Annotated in this window: 20 protein-coding genes; 15 read left to right on the forward strand and 5 right to left on the reverse strand. The window is 58.9% G+C overall.

The window, feature by feature from the left end:
* Window positions 1-86 precede the first annotated feature (86 nt).
* The 3 genes from dapB to ACN0VM_RS01890 are packed head-to-tail and all read left to right on the forward strand — an operon-like array spanning window position 87 to window position 2,172.
* Window positions 87-869, forward strand: coding sequence for a 4-hydroxy-tetrahydrodipicolinate reductase (gene dapB / locus ACN0VM_RS01880; RefSeq protein WP_417449250.1), 783 nt, complete (start codon window positions 87-89; stop codon window positions 867-869).
* A gap of 25 nt (window positions 870-894) precedes the next feature.
* On the forward strand, window positions 895-1,308 hold the full coding sequence (locus ACN0VM_RS01885) for a DUF350 domain-containing protein (protein ID WP_417449133.1): 414 nt from the start codon (window positions 895-897) through the stop codon (window positions 1,306-1,308).
* Between the two features lie 15 nt (window positions 1,309-1,323).
* Window positions 1,324-2,172, forward strand: a complete 849-nt coding sequence (locus tag ACN0VM_RS01890) for a S1 family peptidase (RefSeq protein WP_417449134.1) — start codon at window positions 1,324-1,326, stop codon at window positions 2,170-2,172.
* Here the strand turns inward: ACN0VM_RS01890 and ACN0VM_RS01895 are convergent, their stop codons facing one another.
* Together ACN0VM_RS01895 and ACN0VM_RS01900 are read right to left on the reverse strand one after the other, a co-directional pair.
* Window positions 2,173-2,727, reverse strand: coding sequence for a DUF2244 domain-containing protein (locus tag ACN0VM_RS01895; RefSeq protein ID WP_417449135.1), 555 nt, complete (start codon window positions 2,725-2,727; stop codon window positions 2,173-2,175).
* A 12-nt stretch (window positions 2,728-2,739) separates the two neighbouring features.
* Entirely contained in the window at window positions 2,740-3,978 is a 1,239-nt protein-coding gene (locus ACN0VM_RS01900; RefSeq protein WP_417449136.1) for a UbiH/UbiF/VisC/COQ6 family ubiquinone biosynthesis hydroxylase, read from the reverse strand.
* Between the two features lie 376 nt (window positions 3,979-4,354).
* Here ACN0VM_RS01900 and ACN0VM_RS01905 point away from each other — a divergent pair, with 376 nt between their 5' ends.
* From ACN0VM_RS01905 to ACN0VM_RS01925, 5 genes are all read left to right on the forward strand, one after another.
* A complete protein-coding gene (locus ACN0VM_RS01905) occupies window positions 4,355-6,679 on the forward strand; it encodes a DNA translocase FtsK (RefSeq protein ID WP_417449251.1) in 2,325 nt (774 codons plus the stop codon).
* Window positions 6,680-6,781: 102 nt separating this feature from the next.
* Window positions 6,782-7,450, forward strand: a complete 669-nt coding sequence (locus ACN0VM_RS01910; RefSeq protein ID WP_417449137.1) for a LolA family protein — start codon at window positions 6,782-6,784, stop codon at window positions 7,448-7,450.
* Window positions 7,451-7,566: 116 nt separating this feature from the next.
* Window positions 7,567-8,154 carry a hypothetical protein gene (locus tag ACN0VM_RS01915; protein ID WP_417449138.1) on the forward strand — a complete coding sequence of 196 codons (588 nt, stop codon included), beginning with the start codon at window positions 7,567-7,569 and terminating at the stop codon, window positions 8,152-8,154.
* Window positions 8,155-8,184: 30 nt separating this feature from the next.
* Complete coding sequence (gene xth / locus ACN0VM_RS01920; RefSeq protein WP_417449139.1) at window positions 8,185-8,967, forward strand: exodeoxyribonuclease III; 783 nt, start codon at window positions 8,185-8,187, stop codon at window positions 8,965-8,967.
* A gap of 18 nt (window positions 8,968-8,985) precedes the next feature.
* A complete protein-coding gene (locus ACN0VM_RS01925) occupies window positions 8,986-9,831 on the forward strand; it encodes a GNAT family N-acetyltransferase (RefSeq protein ID WP_417449140.1) in 846 nt (281 codons plus the stop codon).
* Window positions 9,832-9,875: 44 nt separating this feature from the next.
* On the opposite strand, the gene ACN0VM_RS01930 is transcribed toward ACN0VM_RS01925, so the two are convergent.
* Window positions 9,876-10,571, reverse strand: a complete 696-nt coding sequence (locus ACN0VM_RS01930) for a response regulator transcription factor (RefSeq protein WP_417449141.1) — start codon at window positions 10,569-10,571, stop codon at window positions 9,876-9,878.
* A gap of 184 nt (window positions 10,572-10,755) precedes the next feature.
* On the opposite strand from ACN0VM_RS01930, the gene ribA reads away from it, so the two are divergent.
* On the forward strand, window positions 10,756-11,865 hold the full coding sequence (gene ribA, locus ACN0VM_RS01935; protein WP_417449142.1) for a GTP cyclohydrolase II: 1,110 nt from the start codon (window positions 10,756-10,758) through the stop codon (window positions 11,863-11,865).
* Window positions 11,866-11,868: 3 nt separating this feature from the next.
* On the forward strand, window positions 11,869-12,390 hold the full coding sequence (locus ACN0VM_RS01940; protein WP_417449143.1) for a L,D-transpeptidase family protein: 522 nt from the start codon (window positions 11,869-11,871) through the stop codon (window positions 12,388-12,390).
* A 274-nt stretch (window positions 12,391-12,664) separates the two neighbouring features.
* Here ACN0VM_RS01940 and ACN0VM_RS01945 read toward each other — a convergent pair whose 3' ends face one another.
* On the reverse strand, window positions 12,665-13,336 hold the full coding sequence (locus ACN0VM_RS01945; protein ID WP_417449144.1) for a YggS family pyridoxal phosphate-dependent enzyme: 672 nt from the start codon (window positions 13,334-13,336) through the stop codon (window positions 12,665-12,667).
* A gap of 69 nt (window positions 13,337-13,405) precedes the next feature.
* Here ACN0VM_RS01945 and ACN0VM_RS01950 point away from each other — a divergent pair, with 69 nt between their 5' ends.
* The gene (locus ACN0VM_RS01950; protein ID WP_417449145.1) at window positions 13,406-14,008 is read left to right on the forward strand and encodes a thiamine phosphate synthase; all 603 of its coding nucleotides are present in this window, start codon (window positions 13,406-13,408) and stop codon (window positions 14,006-14,008) included.
* Between the two features lie 36 nt (window positions 14,009-14,044).
* On the opposite strand, the gene ACN0VM_RS01955 is transcribed toward ACN0VM_RS01950, so the two are convergent.
* A complete protein-coding gene (locus tag ACN0VM_RS01955; RefSeq protein WP_417449146.1) occupies window positions 14,045-14,923 on the reverse strand; it encodes a porin in 879 nt (292 codons plus the stop codon).
* Window positions 14,924-15,170: 247 nt separating this feature from the next.
* On the opposite strand from ACN0VM_RS01955, the gene ACN0VM_RS01960 reads away from it, so the two are divergent.
* The 4 genes from ACN0VM_RS01960 (at window position 15,171) to holA (ending at window position 19,834) form a co-directional block, all read left to right on the forward strand.
* The gene (locus ACN0VM_RS01960) at window positions 15,171-15,611 is read left to right on the forward strand and encodes a DUF3576 domain-containing protein (protein ID WP_417449147.1); all 441 of its coding nucleotides are present in this window, start codon (window positions 15,171-15,173) and stop codon (window positions 15,609-15,611) included.
* Window positions 15,612-15,759: 148 nt separating this feature from the next.
* On the forward strand, window positions 15,760-18,324 hold the full coding sequence (gene leuS, locus ACN0VM_RS01965; RefSeq protein ID WP_417449148.1) for a leucine--tRNA ligase: 2,565 nt from the start codon (window positions 15,760-15,762) through the stop codon (window positions 18,322-18,324).
* Window positions 18,324-18,818 carry an LPS assembly lipoprotein LptE gene (gene lptE / locus ACN0VM_RS01970; RefSeq protein WP_417449149.1) on the forward strand — a complete coding sequence of 165 codons (495 nt, stop codon included), beginning with the start codon at window positions 18,324-18,326 and terminating at the stop codon, window positions 18,816-18,818. Before leuS ends, lptE begins: the two co-directional genes overlap by 1 nt.
* Entirely contained in the window at window positions 18,815-19,834 is a 1,020-nt protein-coding gene (gene holA / locus ACN0VM_RS01975) for a DNA polymerase III subunit delta (protein ID WP_417449150.1), read from the forward strand. The genes lptE and holA overlap by 4 nt, the downstream gene beginning before the upstream one ends.
* Window positions 19,835-19,843: the final 9 nt, after the last annotated feature.

The following is a 19,843-nucleotide window of genomic DNA, read 5'->3' on the forward strand; positions in this document are numbered from 1 at the left end:
CGGGCTTGTCCCGGCCTTTTCTTTTGTGCAGACGCCTGTTAGCTAGAAAGAAAGCATTTTAAATTGAGGCGATTAAGATGGCAGGCATGGTGAAAATTGGCATCCTTGGCGCGATGGGCCGTATGGGCCGCGAGGTGGCCGCGGCGGTCATTGAGGCTGAGGGCATGGAAGTTGTCGCGGTCTGCGACCGGCCTGACCACGCGCATGTCGGCAAACGGTATCCGGGCGCGGGTGCCTCGCTTGTATCGGGCGCGGCGCAGGTTTTCCTGGAAGCCGATGTGGTGATCGACTTCACCCCGCCGGGCGCAACGGCCGATCATGCCGCCCTCGCCGTCAAACACGGCAAAGGGCTGGTGGTTGGCACCACCGGGCTAAGCGCGGCTGACGAGGCCGCGCTTGACGCCGCCGCAAAACAGGTAACCATCATGCAGGCTGGCAACTATTCACTGGGGGTAAACCTTCTGATGGCACTGGTACGTGATGCCGCGTCAAAGCTTGGGCCTGAATGGGATATCGACATCCTCGAGATGCACCACCGCCATAAGGTGGACGCACCCTCCGGTACCGCGCTTATGTTGGGGGAAGCTGCGGCAGAAGGCCGGGGCCGGGAGCTTTGCGACCTTCGCACCCCGGCGCGCGAGGGCATAACGGGCGAACGCGAGGAAGGTACTATCGGTTTTGCGGCCCTCAGGGGCGGCAGCGTCATTGGCGAGCATGAAGTGATTTTCGCCAGCCCCAACGAGCGGCTGGTGCTGGCTCATAAGGCGGAAAACCGCGGCCTGTTTGCCAGTGGCGCGGTGCGCGCCGCAAAATGGCTGGCGGACCAAAAGCCGGGTCGCTATTCAGTGAAAGACATGCTGGGGCTATAAGCCACCGGGCAACAGGGGAAAAATAATGGAAGAAGCCTTGATGGCCCTTTGGGCGGGCCTGCCGATATTTATGGTGCATTCTCTTACGAGCCTGATATTGCTTGGGGTGGGTGTTGCGGTTTACATGCGCTTCACCAAGCATGACGAAGTGGCCTTGATCCGCGACGGCAATGTAGCGGCTGCCCTGTCGCTTGGTGGTGCCATTGTTGGCCTCGCGCTGCCGATCGCCTTTTCGCTCGCGGCGGCAGTGTCACTATGGGACCTCATCATCTGGGGTATTGTGGCTTTTGTGCTTCAAATCGTAGCCTTCCGCCTTGTCGACCTGTTTCTCAAGGATCTCTCACGCCGGATCGAGGCTGGTGAGATGGGTGCGGCGGCCATTCTGGTTTCTTTCAAGCTGGCAACGGCTTTTATCAACGCAGCGGCAATCGCAGGCTAAGGGGACAGGCTTGGCATGCGGCGTGGCAGGGAAATATTCCTCTATCTCATGATTATCGTTTTCATCATCTTCCGCTATGCGGCGGAAGGGGGTGACAGCCCACGCAGGCCCGCGCCCAACCTGCCGCGCGTGACCGAAGCACCGGTGCTGGTGCCGGACGACAGCCCGCTGCCGGGCAACGACAGCCGCGGCGTGACCGTGGAACTTGACCGTGAGGTCAAAAGCGGCGTGGGTACCGCGTTTGCCGTCGACGCTGAGGGTACCTTCATCACCGCGCGTCATGTGGTGGACGGCTGCGGCAAGCTTTATCTGGTGCGCGGGCCGCGCCAGCTTGAGCCGGTGACCTCCAGTGTGGCGGCGACAAGCCGCGATTTTGCCGTGCTGCGCAGCGAAAGCCTGAAACCAGATTATGTCTCGTTGTCGCGCAAAAGTCCCAAACGCGGTGACGATGGTTACATGATGGGTTTCCCGCAAGGCAAAGCGGCGGATGTGCGCGCCACCGTGCTTGGCGATACGGAGATGCGCTCGGTCGGGCGCTACCGCATGCGTGAGCCGGTCTTGGCCTGGGTGGAGCGGGAACGCAGGCCCACCTTTGGCGGTTCATTGGGCGGTATATCAGGCGGGCCGGTATTTGACGCCGAAGGCTATGTGGTGGGCACGGTGGTAGCCGGTGCGCCGCGCCGGGGTCGGGTTTATACCACGCACCCGCGTGTATTCAGGGATGCCGGGTTCCTGCGAGATGCTGACCGTGGCGACGCGGGGCATGCGCTCAGGGGCGGGGTGACCCGTGACGATTTTGACGGCAAGGGCAACAGCCTGCGCGCGGGCCGTACCATTGCACAAGTTTACTGCGAGGCAGGCTGATCACACGCTTTCATCGACCGGAACACGGTGGCGCCAGCGGGCAAGGGCAATCTCAAGCGCATCGGCGAACTCCCGCCGTTCGTCCGGCAGCATGAAGTGGCCGAAGCTGAGCTGTTCCCCGTGTGAGCGCAGCGAAAGTTCGTTGCGGTCTTCGCCCAACTCCCGCAGCTTCACTTGCACCCAGTAAGGCTCAAAACGCCATGTCTCGGCGTGACCGTTTGGCTGAACGCGGGTGACCAACAGGTCGCGGTCAGTCAGCTGCACTGTCTCGAAACGTTGCGCCGCGCGGTAATTGAAATAAAACGCCAGCCATAAGGCGATAAGGTCGATGGCGACAAAAATCACCACCGGCCACGCGCCTACCATAATGAAACGAATGGCGGCGAACAGGCAGAAAGCCGCCAAAATCAAAATCATGCGGTTGAAATTTTTGCGCTTGAGCGACCGGTGGGCATAAAGCGTGGCGTTGAAGTGCAGGCGACGGGCCTTGGGCATTGCGTCAGCTTCTGCCACATCCCCGTTTACCTCAGCCGTTTGGTCGCTCTCATAGGCCATGGGCACAGCATATCAGGAATGCAGGTTTTCGCCGCGTAACAGTTTCGGGAGGTCACCCACCGTACCGCGCGCGTGGCTCATGAAAAAATTCTTCAGCGGTGTCACCTCATTTACCGCTGCCATGCCGAGGTCGCGCGCCAGTTTAAGTGGGCCAATATCGTTGGAGAACAGCCGGTTAAAGATATCGGTGATGGCATAAACGCTGGCGTTATCGGTGGTGCGCCACTGGCCGTACCGTTCCAGAACTGCGGTTGAGCCAATATCAAGCCCTACGTCGCGGGCCTCTACCAGCACCTCAAGAAGCGCGGCGACATCCTTGAGGCCAAGGTTGAGGCCTTGCCCTGATATGGGGTGAATGCCGTGCGCGGCGTCACCCACAAGCGCGAGGCGGTCTGCGACATAGTCTTGCGTATATTGCAAACTGAGCGGATAAGCCCAGCGACCGCCGATCACTTTGACCTCACCAAGGAAATCGCCGATACGCCGCCGAACTTCACTTTCAAACGCGCGGTCCGAAAGACCCATGATGGTATCTGTCAGGTGGCTTTTTTCGGTCCACACGAGTGATGACCGGTTACCGGTAAGCGGCAGGATGGCAAAGGGGCCCGAGGGCAGGAAGCGCTCATGCGCGATGCCGCAGTGGCTGAACTCGTGGCTGACCGAGCACACGATGCCGTGCTGTTTGTAGTCAATACGGCTGACGGCCATGTCGGCATGCTCGCGCACGACCGAATTGCGACCATCGACACCCAGCAGAAGTTTGGTATGCACAGACCGGCCGCTTTCAAGGCGCACAGTGGCTTCGCCCGCGCTACGCTCTATCGCGGCAACCGTCTCCGGCATTAAAAGCTCGATACCTTCCATTTCCTTGACGCGGGCAAAAAGCGCAAGGCGTGTGTGGCGGTTTTCAACCATGTGCCCCAGGGGGCCGTCGCCCAAAGTCTCGTTATCAAAGTGCAGATGCAACATTGATGGGCCGTCGGATACACGGATTTCAAGGATCGGCTGGGCGTGGGGCTGCATGTGGCGCCAGATGCCCAGCGCCTCAAAAAGCTGGCACGACGCATAGGCAAGCGCGCTTGACCGGCCATCATAGCTTACCGCCGTCAGGTCGCGCGCAGGCGCCATGTCGACCACGGCAACGTTGAAGCCATTGTCCGCAAGACCGATGGCCGCCGTAAGCCCGGCAAGGCCGCCGCCAACAATAGCCACATCGCAGGTGATATCAGCTTGCGCCTTCTTGCTTGCCATATGCCTGTCTCCTACATGCCTGCTTCATGTCCTCATGTAGGCGTGTGAGGGGTGAAAAGTAAAGGGGCGTGATGCCGCATAAGGGCAAAAAGCGCAGCGGGGAACACCTAAAAACGCTGCCATGAAATCGCCGCTCTTGTCCTAGACCCTTGTCCCGCAGTAGAGTGCAGCGAACAGGACAAGAACATTGCCCTGGCCGCTCTCTTTTTGTTTGGGGTGTGCCGGGCGTTTGGGTAAAGCCCGAGGGAGCATTAGATCAGTGTCGTCACGCAGGCAAACGGCCACGGGGGCAAAACCGGCAAAAACCGCAAAAGCTTCGGCACCCTTGTTGCCGCCGGCTTTTGTTGTCTTTCTCAAAAGCACCGGCTGGCGTTTCATGGGCCTTTTGCTGATCGGCTTCGCGCTCAGCATTGTGTTGTCGCTCCTCTCCTATAACCCGGCCGATCCCACCATCAACAATGAGGCCGCGCGCGCTGCTACCAACTGGTTGGGTGCATACGGCGCCAATGTCGCCGATGTGTTGATGCAGACGCTGGCGCTGGCCAGTTATTTGCTGCCGCTGCCTATCGCCATCTGGGGTATCAAACTCCTCAGCCTCAAATGGTTGCCCCATTTCTGGCTGAACCTCACCTTTGTGCCAGTCAGTCTGATCCTGATCGCTATCGCGCTGAGCGTGGTAGCCCCCGCGCCAGATTTCGTGGTGCAGGCCGGTTATGGCGGCGCACTTGGTCAACGGCTTTATCTTTTGCTGGTTGAACTGTTTGCGGGTTTTGTCATTCCGGCTTGGGTTTACGGTCTTGTCTTTGCGCTGCTTGGTATTCCGGCCTATGCCTTCACACTCGCGTTCACGCGGGAGGAATGGCAGCGCATCGGCCGCAGCATCCTATGGGCTGTGATGAATTTTACCGTGGGGGTCATGTGGCTGTTGCGCAAGATCGGCGCCGGTGTTCGCGCCACAGCAGCAGCGATTTTCCGCCGCTCAGATGCGCGCGATGATTATGCCGATGATGATGAACCTCCTTTTGAAGTCGACAGCGCCCGCGAGCCCATGGCGCCCCGCAAGGCTAGGTCCAAACCCAAAAAACCGGTGCCTGAGAAACGGGTGAAACCGCAAGCCAAACCGGCCCGCGGCAAGCGCGAGACCAAGGAAGCGCAAACCGTGCTTGATTTTGGTGACGCGGGTAGCTTTGGTCTGCCTGCGCTTGAGCTTCTGGCCCCGCCACCACCGCCGGAGAAGCTGGGCCGCATCAGCGAGGAATCGCTCGAACAAAACGCCCGTATGCTGGAAGGTGTGCTGGACGACTTTGGTGTGCAGGGGGACATCAATGATGTGCGTCCCGGCCCCGTGGTCACGCTTTACGAACTTGAGCCGGCACGCGGCACCAAATCGGCGCGGGTGATCGGCCTTGCCGATGACATCGCCCGGTCCATGAGCGCGATCTCCGCCCGTGTTGCCGTGGTACCGGGGCGTAACGCCATCGGGATCGAGCTACCGAACAGCGACCGGCAAACCGTTTTCTTGCGCGAACTTCTGGCCAGCAAGGATTATGAAGGCACCAAGGCCCGCCTGCCGGTGGTGCTGGGTAAGGACATTGGCGGCGCGCCTGTGGTGGCTGACCTTGCGTCCATGCCGCACTTGCTGGTGGCAGGTACGACAGGCTCCGGTAAGTCGGTTGGCATCAATACCATGATCCTGTCGCTGCTGTACCGGCACAGCCCTGATACGCTCAGGCTGATTATGGTGGACCCCAAGATGCTGGAACTGTCGGTGTATGACGGTATCCCCCACCTGCTGACACCCGTGGTGACCGAACCGAAGAAGGCTGTGGTTGCGCTGAAGTGGGCCGTGCGCGAGATGGAAGAGCGCTACCGCAATATGTCCAAGCTGGGGGTGCGCAACCTCGCGGCCTTCAACAAGCGCATCCATGAAGCGCGCGCGAACGGCGAACGCCTGTCGCGTGAGGTGCAAACCGGCTTCGATAAGGAAACCGGCCAGCCAGTGATGGAACAGCAGGAATTTGACTTCCAGCCGCTGCCGTTCATCGTCATCGTGATTGATGAGATGGCCGACCTGATGCTGGTGGCAGGCAAGGATGTGGAAGCCACGGTGCAGCGGCTGGCGCAGATGGCGCGGGCAGCGGGCATTCACCTTGTGATGGCAACCCAGCGCCCGAGTGTGGATGTGATCACCGGCACGATCAAGGCCAATTTCCCCACACGCATCAGCTTTCAGGTTACCAGCAAGATCGACAGCCGCACCATTTTGGGTGAACAGGGCGCTGAGCAGCTTCTGGGCATGGGCGACATGCTGTTTATGGCGGGCGGCGGACGCATCACCCGCGTGCACGGTGCCTTTGTGTCCGATACCGAGGTGGAGAAGGTGGTCACCCACCTGCAGAAACAGGGCGCGCCCGAATATCTCTCGGAAGTGACCGAAGAACCTGAAGAGGGTTTTGACAGCCCGTTCATCCCCGGTCCATCTGGCGGTGGTAGTGATGATAACAGCCTTTATGATCAGGCGGTCAATATCGTGCTGCGCGACCGGCGCGCCTCGACAAGCTATATCCAGCGCCGCCTCAAGATCGGCTACAACAAGGCCGCATCGCTGATTGAGGAAATGGAAGATCAGGGCGTGATCAGCGCGCCGAACCACAAGGGCCAGCGCGAAGTGCTGGTGCCTGAGCGAGAGGAAGAGTTCTAGCGCGGCATCGGGCTTCAGGCGCGCGGGTGAGTTCTGGCGCACAGAAAAATTTAAAGTGAGGGCATGAACCCTCAAGCGAAGGATAGTTCAATGCGGTTTCGCATGATGTTTTCAGTACTGCTGGCCTTTAGTGCGCCTGCGCTTGCGCAGGAAAGCGATGACGCGCTGCCTCCGCTCGAGGAGAAGGTGCTGCCCGGCAACAATAACCTGCGCGCCCTTGGCCAAATTCAGGACTATATGAAAGCTGTCACCAGCCTGAAGGCGAAGTTTCGCCAGCAATCGCCAAACGGCCTTGTGGCTGAGGGTACGCTTTATTTAGAACGCCCCGGTTATATACGGTTTGACTATAGCGACGACACACCTTTTCTGGTGGTGGCCGACGGCAAGACGCTCAATTTTGTCGACTATGAAATTGGCCAGGTCACCAAATGGCCGGTCAAGGACACGCCACTCCGGGCGCTGCTTGGCAACTCGGTCGACCTAGCGGCCCTTGGCGCGCATATCGAACTTGACCCCGCAGGTGCCACAGGCGTCATTGCGTTGAGCGCGCAGGATAACGACCGCCCCGAACTGGGGGTGATTACGCTTTATTTCCGTCAGAAGGATGAGACCAAGGGCGGCCTTGTGCTCAATTCCTGGGCCGTGGTCGACGCTGAGGACCGTATCACTTACGTGGAACTGTCGGATCAGCAGGTGAATTTAGCGCTCAATGATAAGCTGTGGGAATTTGATGACCCGCGCGGGCTGTCGAAACGCCGACGCCCGCGCTAGCGCGTATCAGCTTTATAAACCCGCCTGATCGTCAGCTTTCCGCTTGCGCTGTGTCCCTTGGCGGGCTAGGCCTTTTGCCTGTGTTTCACAATAGCAAAACAAGCGGATAACGGCATATGGACATCGACGACAACGACATTTCCGAGCTGTTTGAAGAATCGCCGGGGCTGAAGGCCGTGGCGCCTTTCCTTGAGTTAGCCCGCAATGTGCACTGGTTCAGGACGCTGGGTGAAGACCCGGACCGCCGCACGGTGGATATCGCCCGCGCCTATGCGGCCGCACTTGGTTTCCCCGAAGCCGAACCCGGCTTCCTTGCGGACTGGGAAGAAGCGGCGGATGCCGCCGAGAACACCGAGATCAACAGTCCGGCCTGGGAAGCGGAAGAACAGTTGCGCGCCGCGCTGACGGACGATGCGCTTGATGTGCTCGACGAACAGACACTTGAGATGGTCATGACCCATGTTGCGCAGGCAACAAACGAAGCCATTGAACACGCAGCCACGGAAGCGGCGCAGGAACTGCGTATTTTTGACGAAGAATTTGTCCGCGCGGTCTCTGGCGCGGCGGTGCAGGCCACCTATCAGGCCGCGCTTGCTGCCATTACGGCGGCTGAGGAAGACCACCCGTTTGTGCTGCGCTTCCAGCTTTTTGAAAAAGGCCGCTGGCCTATCGGTGTTATCGGCAATAGTTTCCTGATATTCTGACAAAAACCAAAACAGGCGAGGGGCGGCAGCATGCGCATTATCACATGGAACATCAATTCGGTCCGCGCGCGGCTTGATATCGTGCGCCAGCTTGTTGAGGAATATAAACCGGATGTCCTGTGTCTGCAGGAAATCAAGGTGCATACTGACATGTTCCCGCGTGGTTTTTTTGAAGAAATCGGCATGCCGCATCTGGCTATTCACGGGCAGAAGGGCCACCACGGTGTCGCCACTGCGGCCAAGGCAGAGTTTGACGACAGCTTCCATATCGACTGGTGCGCCAAAGGTGACGCACGGCATATTGCTGTCAAGCTCAAGGCTGGCCCGACCCTGCACAACTTTTATGTGCCGGCAGGCGGGGATGAGCCAGACCCGCTGATCAATGATAAATTTGCCCACAAACTGCAGTTTATGGAAGAAATGACGGCCTGGTCGCAAGAGCTGCAGGAACCCAGCATTGTGGTGGGAGACCTCAATGTCGCCCCCCATGAGGACGATGTGTGGGACCACAAGAAGCTTTTGAAAGTTGTCTCGCACACCCCCATCGAGACCGACGGGATGCTCAAGATGATTGAGGCCCACGGCTGGGTCGATGTGATGCGCGAATTTACCCCGTTGCCGGAAAAGCTCTACAGCTGGTGGTCCTACCGGGCGCGGGACTGGTCCGCCGCTGACAAGGGCCGCAGGCTTGACCATGTGTGGGTCAGCCCAAGCCTGAAAGAAACGCCCGTGCATATGGAAGTGCTGCGCGGCGCGCGGGGCTGGGAGAAACCGAGCGACCACGCGCCGGTGCTGGTGGACTTCAGGTTTTAGAACAAGGGCGCGCGGAACATGACGGACGACTACCGCATTGAGGCAATGACGGGTGATGATGTGGCAACCGCTATAGAATGGGCGGCGCGCGAGGGCTGGAACCCGGGCCTTGAGGATGCATCCTGTTTCTTTGCTGCTGACCAGACGGGCTTTTTCAAAGGCGTGCTCGGGGGTGAGACCATCGCCACCGGCAGCGCGGTCTGTTATGACGACACCTACGCTTTCTGCGGGCTTTATATTGTCAGCCCTGAACACCGCGGCAAAGGCTATGGCCTTGAGCTTACAAAGGCGCGCCTTGCCTATTGCGGCAACCGCAACGTGGGCATCGACGGTGTGCTCGAGAATGTCAAAATCTATGAGCGCATCGGTTATGAAGCCTTCTATGAGAACTGCCGCTTCCACGGTGAAGCCAAGGCAGTATCTGCATTAGCGCCTGAAGTCGTGGACCTTGGTGCCGCGAGCCTCGACACCATTCGCGCCTATGACCGCCAGTGTTTCCCCGCCCACCGCGACAGTTTCCTGAACGCATGGCTTGGCCAACAGGAAGCGCGTTCAGTCGCTTATGTGGAAGACGGCGTGGTGAAGGGTTACGCGGTGCGCCGCAAGTGCTTCGAGGGCTACAAGGTTGGCCCGCTGTTCGCAGATGATGCGGAGGTTGCGGGGGCGCTGTTTGATGCCCTGCAGGCGGACATCAAAGGCGCGCTCATCATCCTCGACACGCCGGAGAATAACCCGGCGGCGGTTCAGCTTGCCACCCGCTACGGCATGGAAAAAGTCTTCGCCACCGCGCGCATGTACCAGAAGGGCATGCCGGGTATCGCCAACCACAAGATATTCGGCATCACCTCGTTCGAGCTGGGCTAGTCCTTACTCGCTTCATCACCTGCCGGCGAATGACGATGCGGGGATTATACCCCCAGCCCCTGCAGGCTATAGCCGCCCGGTTCGGTGATCAGGATGCGTGCCATGTTGGGTTGTGGCTCGATCTTCTGCCTGAGGCGATACACATGGGTCTCCAGTGTGTGGGTGGTCACCCCTGAATTATAGCCCCATACCTCTGTCAGCAATTCCTCGCGCCCCACCGGTTTGCCGCCAGCGCGGTAGAGGTATTTGAGGATGGCGGTTTCCTTTTCCGTCAGCCTCACCTTCTTGCCGTTTTCCTTTTCTTCGAGGATCTTGCCGGAAGGCCGGAACTGATAGGGGCCAATGTCAAATGTGGCGTCTTCGCTTTGCTCATACTGGCGGAAATGGGCGCGGATGCGCGCCAGCAGTACGGTAAAGCTGAACGGTTTGGTGACATAGTCATTGGCGCCCGCGTCCAGACCCAGGACCGTATCAGCGTCCGACACATTGCCGGTCAGCATGATAATGGGGACGGAAATGCCCTGCTTGCGGATGCGTTTGCACAGCTCGCGCCCGTCCATGTCGGGCAGGCCCACATCAAGGATGATCATATCGACCTGATTATCCTTGAGGAAGGCGAGCGTGTCGGCGGCATTGCCCTGCTCGGTCGTGGAAAATTCGTCACACAGCGCCAGCTGGTCGGCCAGTCCTTCGCGCAGGTCCACGTCATCATCAACAAGCAGCAGTTTCCGCACAGCCATTTTATTCCTCCGGTCGCTTAGAAAATTATTTTTCTAGTATGCTTTACCCCGCCCTATATAAGAAGTGGAAAGCGATCCTGCCATCACAGACGCTCACATTTGATTGATCGGCCTGTGTTGGACTTATGCAGCCAAGTGCAATTCCGCTGCTGACATTACGGTATTTTCCCCTATATGAGGGTGCATGACTGATTTGGACAAGGACCTCCTGACGCTTGAGCGCGCCGCAGACGACCTGCGCCGCGGCTATATGGCTGTGGTGATGGCTGGTGGGGCCGCACGTGGGGATGATGGCCGGGCGCTGGCGCTTATCCCGGCCGAATTGGCGAACACGCCGTCGCTTGCGCGTTTTGACATGCTAACGGACACTTCCTTTATCCTGCTTACCAACAACCGCGCCGCCAGCCTGAAGGTGCCGGGCGAAGACTGGCCGGTGGTGCGCATCGCGCGCCCCGCGTGGATGAAGGCTGAGGATATCGTGGCGCTGGCTGACCCCACGCTTGACCTCGCCACCCCGCTCAAGGGCCCGTTCAAACGCTTGAACCATGCGCCTGACGCGGTGGACCGCGCGGCGGTCAAGCTGGTGAAATGGGCGCGGCTGTTGCCTGCGGTGATCGCGGCGGAGGTACCTGCGTCCTTCGCGGCAGACCATGGTTTCCTGAGCGTGCCTGCGCCGGCGGTGCTGGACGCAGACTATACGCAAGCCGCGAAGCTCCGGCAGGTGGCCTCGGCCCGGGTGCCGCTGGCGGGCGCGGAGAATACCCGCCTCGTCTCCTTCCGGCCGCTGGTGGGCGGGATTGAGCATATCGCCATTGTCATTGGTGAGCCGCACCGGCACGCACCGGTGCTGATGCGGATCCACAGTGAATGTTTCACCGGTGACCTCCTGGGCTCGCTCAAGTGCGACTGTGGTGAGCAACTTCGGGGGGCTATCAAGGCCATTGGCGATGCGGGTGGCGGTGTGCTGCTCTACCTTGCGCAGGAAGGCCGGGGCATCGGGCTTATCTCCAAGCTTAAGGCCTATGCGCTGCAGGACCAGGGCTATGACACGGTGGACGCCAACACCCGCCTCGGGTTTGACGTGGACGAACGTGTGTTTGCGCCCGCAGCCGAAATGCTGAAGGCGCTGGGTTTTGATGCGGTGCGCCTGATGACCAACAACCCCGACAAGGTTACGGGGTTGGAGCGCTTCGGCATCACGGTGGCTGAACGTGTGGCGCACAAATTCCCCACCAACCCGCATAATGAGCATTACCTCGCCACCAAAAAGGCCCGCACCGGGCACCTGCTCTAAGCCATGGCGGTCTGGACAGTCAGCGCGGACGCAGATGACGGTCGTCGTGGGCGGCTCACTGGCCCGATGTTTGATGCGCCCTGTGCGCTTGGCCGCGGCGGCATGGTCCCGGCGGACAGCAAACGTGAGGGGGATGGCGCCAGCCCCATGGGCAGCTATGCCCTGAGGCGGGTCTATTTCCGTCCTGACAAGGTTGAGCAGCCACTGACGGCCTTGCCGTGCGAGATTTTGCGCCTTGAATACGGCTGGTGCGACGACGCGGAAAGCCCGCACTATAACCGCCTTGTGCGCCTGCCCTTCGGGCCGAGCCACGAGAAGATGTGGCGCGACGACGATGTTTATGACTTGGTGGTGATCATTGGCCACAATGACAACCCGGTGGTGCCGGGGCTTGGCAGCGCCATTTTCATTCATGTGGCGCGCGACGGCCTCACTCCTACGGAAGGCTGCGTCGCGCTCACGCTCCCCGCCCTTACCCGTTTCCTGCGCCTTGCCGGGCCGGAGGATACCCTCAAGATCGGCTAAGCTTGTCAGGTTCTCAACAGAGGAGGCGATCGCGTCGAATTTCTCGGCATCAAAGCCAAAGGTTTGAATTTAACCCACAATAATTTTAGCTAAAAGCTTTAGATTTCGAGTTTGTGCGCCTTTTTGGCGTGCGAGATAGAACCGCCAAAATGTACCTAAGGAGTGTTTTTCTGCCGCTATACTAGCCGTCGCGCGGCCCTGTACTTTATGTCGGTGATGTTTTGGTAGTAACTGTTTCAAGGGGCTTTAGACTACCTCAGTTGAATTTCCGCTTCTAGCGGTAATCCCGCGCGCCGAAGATGGCGGTACCGACGCGGATGTCTGTCGCACCCATGGCGGCGGCGAGGGCGTAATCCCCGCTCATGCCCATCGAAAGCCGCTTGAGGCCGTGGCGTTTTTGCAGTTTTTTCAGCAACGCGAAGTGCAGGGTGGGGTCTTCGCCCGCCGGCGGGATACACATCAGCCCCACCACCTCAAGACCAAGGTTCTGGCATTCATCCAGAAGCGCGGGCAGGTCCTCAACCATGCAACCGCCCTTCTGTTCCTCGCGGCCGGTATTGACCTGAATATAGACCGGCAGCTGTTTGCCCTGTTTTTCCATCTCGCGTGCAAGCGCTTTTGCCAGCTTGATGCGGTCGACCGACTGGATGACATCAAACAGCGTTACGGCATCCGCTGCCTTGTTGGTTTGCAGGCCACCGATCAGGTGCAGCTCAATATCCGGGTACTCGGGCCTGAGGGCGCCCCAGCGTTCGCTGGCTTCCTGCACCCGGTTTTCGCCAAAGACGCGGTGACCAGCCTCAAGGGCGGCGCGCACGCGCTCAAGCGGTTGCACCTTGGAAACCGCAATCAGCTTCGGCTGGTTCTCCCGCGTGTCCACATGTTTGCACATGCGGCTGATCTCATGGCGGACGGCGTCGATATTGGCTTTGATGTCGGGCATCATGGCGTGGACCTTCCTTGTGCGCGTCACGTTCATATTTTTCTTATGCACCCTATGTGATAGGAAGCGAGCATGGTCAAGCTTGCGCAAAAAAAAAACCGGCAGTTCCCCGCGCACGCGCTTGCAAAAGCGGCGGGGGTAGAGCGGCTTATTTTCTGCACAGATATTGCACGGGTGTGCAAGCCCGATGCGGTAATAGAGAGCTTGCCCGCAGGCAGCCTTGTCATTTGCCGGGATTATGACCACCCGGACCGTGAAGCCTACGCGCGGCACCTTCGGGCGTTGACGCGGAAAAACCGCCAGTTTCTGCTGGTTGCGGGCGATGTGGCGCTGGCGCGAAAGGTGGGTGCCGACGGGGTGCATCTGCCTGAGTACATGCTGTCGCGCCGACAGGTTCTTGGTGGATTCAGGCTGGTTACCGCCGCGTGCCACAGCCGGGCGGCTCTTGTGCGTGCGGCGCGACTCGGTGTCGATTTTGCCCTTGTTTCCCCGGTGTTTAGCACACGCAGCCATGTGGGCGCGCCTGCGCTTGGGCCGCACCGCTTCAGGCTGCTCACTTCCTGCACAGCGCTGCCGGTGGCTGCACTTGGCGGTGTGAACGTGCATACAGCGAAAAAACTGCGGCCATTCAAGCTGGCGGCTGTGGCGGCGATAGACGGGTTTTTAACTGAATAATCAGATACTTGGAAGGTCAGGTGCTGAGAGGTTCAGCTAGAATTTAAGGCGGCCACCAAGGAAAACCATCTGCGATTTTTCGCCCGCTTCGGGGTGCAGCATGATCCGGCTGCCATAGTCATAGTAACGTACGCCACCCTGCAGGCCGAGGCTGTTGGTCAGCCGGTAACTGGCGCCAAGCTCCACGGAGATGATATTGCGTGCTTCGTTCTCAATACCGTATAGGTCCGCGCCTTCTTTGTATTCGCTCAGGGAAAGCCGGGCCATCCAGCTTGATGCCTGGTAGGAGAAGCCAACGCCGTAGCCTGATATATCGCGGTCGAACAGGCTTTCCTGCCGCATCATCGATGCGTCGACATTGAAGCCGGAATACCCAACGGTCAGCCCGATATTATAATTGCGTTCCGCCGTATCGCTAGAGCCGAAGCCCGCAAGCGCTGGAATGCCCTGCATTGACAGGCGGTAGTTGCTCTCAAGCGAAACCTCGATGCCCGGCGCATAGGGGTTGCTGCTGGTTGGCAGGCTGATTCCCATGCGAGACGAGGTGTCGAGAATGTCCTGACCATAGGAGCCGCGCACTGTGCCGTCGGGCGCGAGAAGCGAAGAAAAGTCAGGCCGGTCGCCAAGATCACCGGGAATGATCATCGACCCCGGCAGGCTGTTTGTTGCGCTGCGATCTCGCAGGTAGAGGAAGCCGCTATCGGCTGCACCGGAGGTATCCCTGAGACTGAGCTCAATATCTTTGATCTTCTCAGTTTTGTCTTTTTGTTCATTGCTGCGCAGTTTTGAAACCTGCTCGGCAATAAAAAGATCAAGGCTTTGCATAAAGCCGGTTGCTTCAAAACGAGCTTTATCCTCGGCGGAGGAGACCGTCGAGGCGCCGCAAATCAGGGTTGCGGCAATGCTATATTTCAAAACAGTCTTCATGACCTTGGTGAGACTCGCTCTCATAACTTGGTGCATATGGTATTGAATCTACCCCCATCTATGCAAGATGGTCTGGCAAAAATAGGGCGCTCTGTGTCCTAGTTGCCACTATTTGATCCACTTTCTGTCTGGTCAGCGCCTTTTATGGTCGCTATAACCCGCATTAAGCCATGGTTGTTACACATTTGAGGTGTAACACCCGTGAGACGATAATAACGAATCTACGGGGTGTAGCATGCAAAAATTTGCCCGGACCATGATGGCGCTAACGTTGGCGTTCTCGCTTGGTGCCTGTTCCGGATTGTTTGGTGGTGGTGATGAGAAGGGTGGGCGGCTTGCTCCGCGCACCACAGCCATTGGCGTAAACGGTTATTTGTGGCAGGCCACGCTTGACACATTGTCCTTCATGCCGTTCGACCGGGTGGAACCCGCGGGCGGCGTTATTACGACCGACTGGCATTCAACCGCCGACGCGCCGAACGAGCGTGTGAAGGTTACCATTCAATTTGTGTCGCAAGACTTGCGCTCGGACGCGATCCGCGTGTCGGTTGTGCGTCAGGAACGCGAGACCGGCAGTTCCTGGCTTACCGTGCCCGTACAGGCGGCGACGACGCTTCAAATCGAGGAAGCCATTCTGTCCCGCGCGCGTCAGCTTCGCATTGGCACCGAAGGCTAAGCTTGGGTTTTTTTGTATGACGGCGGGGTCTTTCCGGGCCTCGCATGCCGGATAACCCTTTTAGTATTCACTTCATGCCGGGCGGTTGTCCGGCTGTTTCAGTTACCCCATGCCGACCCTGACCGGCGAGCCCAACCGAGATAAAAACATGTCGCGCTACAACGCAAAGGCAACCGAAGCCAAATGGCAGAAAATCTGGCGTGAAGCCAACACGTTCAAGACCGACAGCAAGTCGGACAAGCCAAAATATTATGTGCTTGAGATGTTCCCGTACCCTTCTGGCCGCATCCATATGGGCCATGTGCGCAACTATACGCTCGGGGACGTCGTGGCCCGTTTCCGCCGGGCGAATGGCTTTGAGGTCCTGCACCCCATGGGCTGGGACGCGTTTGGTATGCCGGCTGAAAATGCGGCGATGGAACGCAAGGTGCACCCGGCCGACTGGACATACGACAATATCGCCAACATGCGGGACCAGCTGAAGCAGGTTGGTTTTGCCATTGACTGGGACCGTGAGTTCGCCACTTGCGACGCTGAGTATTACGGCAAGGAACAGCAGATCTTCATCGACTTTTTCAACGCGGGCCTTGTGTACCGCAAGGAAAGCTGGGTGAACTGGGACCCTGTGGACAATACCGTGCTCGCCAACGAGCAGGTTATCGACGGCAAGGGCTGGCGCTCGGGCGCCACCGTTGAACGCCGCAAGCTGAGCCAATGGTTCCTCAAAATCACCGATTTTGCCGAAGACCTCCTCGGTGGCCTGAAGACGCTTGAACGCTGGCCGGACAAAGTGCGCCTGATGCAGGAAAACTGGATTGGCCGTTCCGAAGGGTTGAAGTTTAGTTTTAAAATTGCCGAGACAGGCGAAGACCTGCCGGTTTACACCACCCGGCCTGATACACTTTTTGGTGCCAGTTTCTGCGCCATTGCGCCAGACCACCCACTTGCAGCCAAGCTGGCGGAAGATAACGCCGAGCTGAAATCCTTCGCCGAAGAGTGCCGCAAAACCGGCACCACCGAAGAAGCGATCGAGAAGGCGGAGAAAAAAGGCTTCAATACCGGGCTTCATGTGCGCCATCCACTGGACAAGGATTGGCTTCTGCCGGTTTATGTGGCCAACTTTGTGCTGATGGATTACGGCACGGGCGCGATTTTCGCCTGCCCGGCCGGAGACCAGCGCGACCTTGATTTTGCCCGCAAATACGACCTGCCGGTGATCCCGGTGGTACTGCCGGACGGCGAAGACGCCGCAAGCTACAAGATTGGCGATGAGGCCTACACGGGCCCCGGCAAGATGATCAACAGCCGCTTCCTTGACGGCATGGACGCCGTGGACGCCAAAGCCGCGCTCATTGACAAGGCCGAGGCCGAGGGCTGGGGCGAACGCACGGTCAATTACCGCCTGCGTGACTGGGGTGTGTCCCGCCAGCGTTACTGGGGCACGCCTATCCCGTTTGTGCACTGCGGGGATTGCGGTGTGGTACCGGTGCCGAGCGAGGAGTTACCGGTCAAGCTGCCGGAGGATGTTTCTTTCGACAAGCCGGGCAACCCGCTTGAGCATCACCCGACATGGAAGCACACCAAATGCCCAAGCTGCGGCAAGAAGGCAGTGCGCGAAACCGATACCATGGACACCTTTGTCGATTCGTCATGGTATTTCATGCGTTTCTGTACGCCGGATGAGGACGCCCCGTTCGACAGCGACGTGGTGAACGACTGGCTGCCGGTGAAACAATATATCGGCGGGGTTGAGCACGCGATTTTGCACCTGCTGTATGCACGCTTCTTTACCCGTGCGCTCAAACATGTGGGCCGCACCAATGTGGACGAGCCGTTTGAAGGCCTGTTCACCCAGGGCATGGTTACCCACGCCACCTATAAGGATAGCAACGACGAATGGGTTTTCCCCGACGTTGTGCGCCCGCGCGATGATGGCTCCCTCTACCGGACCGATAATGGCCTTGAGGTATCCGAGGGCCGCATTGAGAAGATGTCAAAGTCAAAGAAAAACGTTGTCGATCCCGATGATATCATCGACCAATACGGTGCCGATACCGCGCGCTGGTTTGTGCTTTCGGATAGCCCACCGGAGCGTGACCTGTTGTGGACCGAAGCCGGGATTGAGGGCGCGTGGCGCTTTGCCCAGCGCGTGTTCCGCCTTGTGAACAACCCGCCAGCACCCATTGGTGCATTTGGCGCGGCACCGCCCGAGGCCTTGTCCAAAACGGCGGAAGCCTTGCGCAAAGCGACGCATAAAACCATTGAGGGCGTGACGGCGGATATCGAAAACCTGCATTTCAACAAAGCTGTCGCGCGGCTTTATGAATTTGCCAACGCCGCAGGCGGCAAATGCACCGGCGACGGTGCGCCTGAGGTGCTCAGGGAAGCACTTGAAACGCTTGTGCTGCTGGTCGGCCCGATGATGCCGCACCTCGCGGAAGAGCTTTGGAAAAAGCTGGGCCACAAGGAACTGGTTGCCAATACGCCGTGGCCGAAAGCCATCAAGGCGCTGACCGTGGATGACACGGTCAAGATGGCGGTGCAGGTGAACGGCAAGGTCCGTGATACCATTGAGGTCGCGAAGGACTTGGCCAAAGAAGAGGTTGAGAAAATCGCCTTGGCATCCGACAGTGTTAAAAAGTTCACCGATGAGGGCACGATCCGCAAGGTGATTGTGGTGCCGGGCCGTATCGTCAACATCGTGGTAGGCTAATGAAAAAGCTGCTGGCTATCGGTTTTGTTCTGCTGCTTGGCGCCTGTGGTTTTCGCCCGCTTTATGAAGCTGGCGGCTCCTCGGCGGCGATGCAGCAGCATCTGGCAGGGGTGGAAGTTGCCCCCATCGCTGACCGCCTTGGCCAGCAGATGCGCAATCGGCTTCTGGACCGGCTGAACTCGGGCGGCACGCCGCAATACCGGCTTGTTATCACTCTGGCGCAGGAAAGCGAAGGCTACGGCATTCGTCCTGATGCGGCAGCGACACAGGAACAGCTAACGGTTTTTGCCAAGGTGCAGCTTATCAACCTGAACGGCGAAACGCTGGTGTTTGAGGAAGATATGCGCGCAACCACATCTTATGACCTCGTGCTGTCGGATTATGCCATTCTTTCCCGCCGGGAAGATAGCGCGCGCAGGCTGGTGCTTGAACTTGCCGAACGCATTCACCGGCGACTGGCGCTGCATTTTACCAAGGTAGAGCCGGCACCGTGAAAGCCAAACCCCGCGATATACCGGCCATACTGAAGGCGCTGGACCCGAAGATGCGGGCCGTGCTGGTTTTTGGCCGTGATGACGGGCTGGTGCGCGAACGTGCCGAGAAAATCGGCAAACAGGTCTGTGAAGACCTTTCCGACCCGTTTCAGGTCGCCCGGCCCGGCAGTAGCGATATCAAGGAAAGCCCGAGTATCTTGCTTGATGAAGTTGCCGCGCTCTCGATGATGGGGGGCAGGCGGTTGGTGCGCCTCGAAAGCGTGGGCAATGAGGCCACCGAGGCGGTCAAACTTGTGCTCGATAGCGATGCGGGTGACGGCCTTCTTGTGATCACCGCCGGGGATCTCAAGCCGACATCAAGCCTCAGGAAACTGTTGGAAGGTGCCAAAAACGCCATCGCCATCGCGTGTTATGAAGACAGCGCGCAGGACATCATGGGTCTTGTGCAAACCGTACTTGGGAATGCCGGGCTGTCAGCGACACAGGACGCGGTGGCTTATCTCGTTGATAATCTGGGCGGTGACCGCATGGTGTCGCGCAGTGAACTGGATAAGCTGGTGCTTTATAAGGGTTCGGCTGGTGGACAGGTTACCATTGAGGACGCCAAGGCGTGCGTGGGCGATACGGCGGCGCTTGGCCTCAATCAGATCGCTGAAGCGGTAACCGCAGGCAACCTCAAGCAGCTTGAACGGTTCCTTGAACGCGCCTGGACATCTGGCGAAAGCGCCATCGCCATTTTGCGCACGTTGCAGAACCGCATGATGCGTATTCATCTGGCGCGCGGCTTTATGGATCAGGGCATGAGCGCGGGGGAAGCAGTGGGTAAATTGCGCCCGCCGGTTTTTTTCGGTGAACGTGACAAATTCATGGGGGAGGTCAGCCGCTGGTCTGCCCGTAAGGTAGAAACCGCGCTTGATATCCTCATCGAAGCTGAACTTGCGTGCAAAACCACCGGTAACCCGGCAGACACCATCTGTGCGCGCGCGCTTTTGCGTCTCGCCAAAGCGGCACGGTAAGGCGAGCAG

It is taken from the genome of Kordiimonas sp. (assembly GCF_048260245.1).
GTDB lineage: Bacteria > Pseudomonadota > Alphaproteobacteria > Sphingomonadales > Kordiimonadaceae > Kordiimonas.

What these genes read in the sequence shown, in the direction of transcription:
- dapB (WP_417449250.1), top strand. Translation starts at nt 87, where the DNA reads ATGGTGAAAATTGGCATCCTTGGCGCGATGGGCCGTATGGGCCGCGAG.
- ACN0VM_RS01885 (WP_417449133.1), top strand. Translation starts at nt 895, where the DNA reads ATGGAAGAAGCCTTGATGGCCCTTTGGGCGGGCCTGCCGATATTTATG.
- ACN0VM_RS01890 (WP_417449134.1), top strand. Translation starts at nt 1,324, where the DNA reads ATGCGGCGTGGCAGGGAAATATTCCTCTATCTCATGATTATCGTTTTC.
- ACN0VM_RS01895 (WP_417449135.1), bottom strand. Translation starts at nt 2,727, where the DNA reads ATGGCCTATGAGAGCGACCAAACGGCTGAGGTAAACGGGGATGTGGCA.
- ACN0VM_RS01900 (WP_417449136.1), bottom strand. Translation starts at nt 3,978, where the DNA reads ATGGCAAGCAAGAAGGCGCAAGCTGATATCACCTGCGATGTGGCTATT.
- ACN0VM_RS01905 (WP_417449251.1), top strand. Translation starts at nt 4,355, where the DNA reads ATGGGCCTTTTGCTGATCGGCTTCGCGCTCAGCATTGTGTTGTCGCTC.
- ACN0VM_RS01910 (WP_417449137.1), top strand. Translation starts at nt 6,782, where the DNA reads ATGATGTTTTCAGTACTGCTGGCCTTTAGTGCGCCTGCGCTTGCGCAG.
- ACN0VM_RS01915 (WP_417449138.1), top strand. Translation starts at nt 7,567, where the DNA reads ATGGACATCGACGACAACGACATTTCCGAGCTGTTTGAAGAATCGCCG.
- xth (WP_417449139.1), top strand. Translation starts at nt 8,185, where the DNA reads ATGCGCATTATCACATGGAACATCAATTCGGTCCGCGCGCGGCTTGAT.
- ACN0VM_RS01925 (WP_417449140.1), top strand. Translation starts at nt 8,986, where the DNA reads ATGACGGACGACTACCGCATTGAGGCAATGACGGGTGATGATGTGGCA.
- ACN0VM_RS01930 (WP_417449141.1), bottom strand. Translation starts at nt 10,571, where the DNA reads ATGGCTGTGCGGAAACTGCTGCTTGTTGATGATGACGTGGACCTGCGC.
- ribA (WP_417449142.1), top strand. Translation starts at nt 10,756, where the DNA reads ATGACTGATTTGGACAAGGACCTCCTGACGCTTGAGCGCGCCGCAGAC.
- ACN0VM_RS01940 (WP_417449143.1), top strand. Translation starts at nt 11,869, where the DNA reads ATGGCGGTCTGGACAGTCAGCGCGGACGCAGATGACGGTCGTCGTGGG.
- ACN0VM_RS01945 (WP_417449144.1), bottom strand. Translation starts at nt 13,336, where the DNA reads ATGATGCCCGACATCAAAGCCAATATCGACGCCGTCCGCCATGAGATC.
- ACN0VM_RS01950 (WP_417449145.1), top strand. Translation starts at nt 13,406, where the DNA reads ATGGTCAAGCTTGCGCAAAAAAAAAACCGGCAGTTCCCCGCGCACGCG.
- ACN0VM_RS01960 (WP_417449147.1), top strand. Translation starts at nt 15,171, where the DNA reads ATGCAAAAATTTGCCCGGACCATGATGGCGCTAACGTTGGCGTTCTCG.
- leuS (WP_417449148.1), top strand. Translation starts at nt 15,760, where the DNA reads ATGTCGCGCTACAACGCAAAGGCAACCGAAGCCAAATGGCAGAAAATC.
- lptE (WP_417449149.1), top strand. Translation starts at nt 18,324, where the DNA reads ATGAAAAAGCTGCTGGCTATCGGTTTTGTTCTGCTGCTTGGCGCCTGT.